The sequence below is a fragment of the Mesorhizobium sp. M1A.F.Ca.IN.022.07.1.1 genome (genome assembly GCF_003997575.1).
In the GTDB taxonomy this organism is placed as follows: Bacteria; Pseudomonadota; Alphaproteobacteria; order Rhizobiales; family Rhizobiaceae; genus Mesorhizobium.
The window spans coordinates 1-2251 of record NZ_RZST01000554.1 but is presented as its reverse complement, the minus strand read 5'-3'; the positions used below and the strand labels follow the sequence as shown (position 1 = coordinate 2251).

At 61.7% G+C, this 2251-nt stretch carries 3 protein-coding genes; 2 read left to right on the top strand and 1 reads right to left on the bottom strand.

Going from position 1 to position 2251, the window contains the following annotated elements; genetic code table 11:
* Positions 1–46: 46 nt before the first annotated feature.
* A complete protein-coding gene (argF, locus tag EOA75_RS32050) occupies positions 47–1048 on the top strand; it encodes an ornithine carbamoyltransferase (RefSeq protein WP_127326084.1) in 1002 nt (333 codons plus the stop codon).
* A 1-nt stretch (position 1049) separates the two neighbouring features.
* Positions 1050–1955, top strand: a complete 906-nt coding sequence (gene arcC / locus EOA75_RS32045; RefSeq protein ID WP_127326083.1) for a carbamate kinase — start codon at positions 1050–1052, stop codon at positions 1953–1955.
* 17 nt (positions 1956–1972) lie between these two features.
* On the opposite strand, the gene EOA75_RS32040 is transcribed toward arcC, so the two are convergent.
* On the bottom strand, positions 1973–2251 hold a 279-nt coding region (locus tag EOA75_RS32040), incomplete at its 5' end, for a hydrolase (RefSeq protein WP_348628694.1).

Here is a 2251-nt window from a genome sequence, read left to right as displayed (position 1 = left end):
GCATGACCTGCCCGATTGCCCGCGACCCGCTCTGAAAGGAAACACAATGTCGATCAACCTGCATGGCCGCTCGGTGCTTTCGCTGGACGACCTCTCGGCCGAAGAGATCCGCTTCCTCCTGAAGCTGGCTGCCGATCTCAAGGCAGCAAAGCAGGCAGGGCACGAGATACCGCGCCTTGTTCGCAAGAACATCGCGCTCATCTTCGAAAAAGACTCCACGCGCACTCGGACGGGATTCGAAGTGGCCGCCTACGATCAGGGCGCCCATGTCACCTATTTCGGTCCCACCGGCAGCCATATCGGACATAAGGAGTCCATGAAGGACACTGCGCGCGTTCTCGGCCGGATGTATGACGCGATTGAATATCGCGGCTTTGCGCAGCATCAGGCCGAGTTGCTTGCCACGCATGCCGGCGTGCCCGTCTACAACGGCCTGACGAACGAGGCGCATCCGACGCAAATTCTCGCCGACTTCATGGCGATGCGCGAGTTCACGCACAAGCATCTTTCGGACATGACCGTCACCTTCATCGGCGAGGGACGCGACAATGTCGCCCAGTCCCTGGCGGTGGGCGCCGCCAAGGTCGGCATGGACGTTCGCATAGCTTCCCCGAGAGAGCTCTGGCCAGACGAGGAATTCTGCGCCCACGTGAGAGCCCTGACGGAACGCAGTGGCGGCCGCTTTAAATTGGACGAGGACGTCAAGAGCTGCGTTGCGGGAGCCGACTTCATCTACACGGATGTCTGGCTCTCTATGGGCGAGGACAAGTCCGGCTGGCCGGAGCGCATTCGTCAGCTGACGCCCTATCGGGTGACGAGCGAGGTGATGTCGGCCAGCGGCAATCCGCACGTGAAGTTCATGCATTGCCTGCCGGCGTTCCACGACACCGAGACCGAAGTCGGTGCCTACATCGCGCGTGAATACGGAATCGACTGCATGGAGGTTTCCGACGATGTATTCGAATCGGGCGCCTCGATCGTCTTCGATCAGGCGGAAAACCGCATGCACACGATCAAGGCGCTGCTTGTCGCCACCATCGGCAACTGAGATGCTGATCGTCGCAGCTTTGGGCGGAAACGCGCTATTGCGGCGCGGTGAGCCGATGACCGCCGAGAACCAGCGCAGGAACGTCAGGCGCGCGGCGTCCGTTCTGGCGGCGCTCATTGGCGAGGGCCATTCGCTCGTCATCACGCATGGCAACGGCCCGCAAGTCGGCCTGCTTGCGCTCCAATCGGCCGCCGCATCGCAAGACGGTGCCTTCCCACTCGACGTTCTCGGCGCCGAGAGCGCCGGCATGATCGGCTACGTGATCGAGCAGGAGCTCGCCAACTTGATCCGGCAGAGGTTGTTCGCAACACTGCTGACGCAGGTGAAGGTGGACCCACGCGATCCGGCCTTTGCGCATCCGACGAAACCGATAGGCCCTGTCTATGATGAGGCGACTGCGCGACGGCTGGCAGGCGAACGCGGCTGGGCAGTTGCACCCGACGGCGACAAATGGCGCCGCGTCGTGGCCTCCCCGCGACCTATCGAGATCCTGGAAGTGGCGGTGATCTCCTATCTGGTCGAGCATGGCGTCGTCGTGATCTGCACGGGCGGCGGCGGTGTTCCTGTGGTCGCCCGCGACGACGGCAGCATGATCGGCGTCGAAGCCGTCATCGACAAGGACCTGGCGAGCTCGCTCCTGGCGCGTCAGTTGAAGGCCGAAATGCTGCTCATGCTGACCGATGTCGATGCGGTCTATCTCGGCTACGGCACACCGGACGCGCGAGCACTTCGAAAGGTCGGGGCGAAAGAATTGTCCGAGCGCGATTTCCCGGCCGGCTCGATGGGGCCCAAGATCAGCGCCGCCATCGAGTTCGTGCAGGCGACCGGCAAAACATCCGCGATCGGGCGGCTCGAAGATGCGGTGGAGATCGTCAAAGGACGGCAAGGCACCCGGTTCCAACCTTAGTGCGGGCGTGTTTGGCGTCAGGAAATCTTCGCCACTCCTATGACATAGTTCTTACCGTAGGCCGCGGCGCATTTTGGGCAGGTCGTGTAGAAGAGATACACATCGCTGGCTTTGGGATTGCGCTGGCGCGCCAGTTCAAGCATTTCCTGGTGCCAATCCCTTGCCTGCTCGAATGCCCCCTCGAATACTTTGGTGACGAAGTCGCCTGTCAGCTTAGCCATTTCCTCCTCGGGCACGGCTTTTGAAACCGAAAAAAGATGCTCGCTCGTCCAAGGTGATTGATCGCGGCTTAGAAC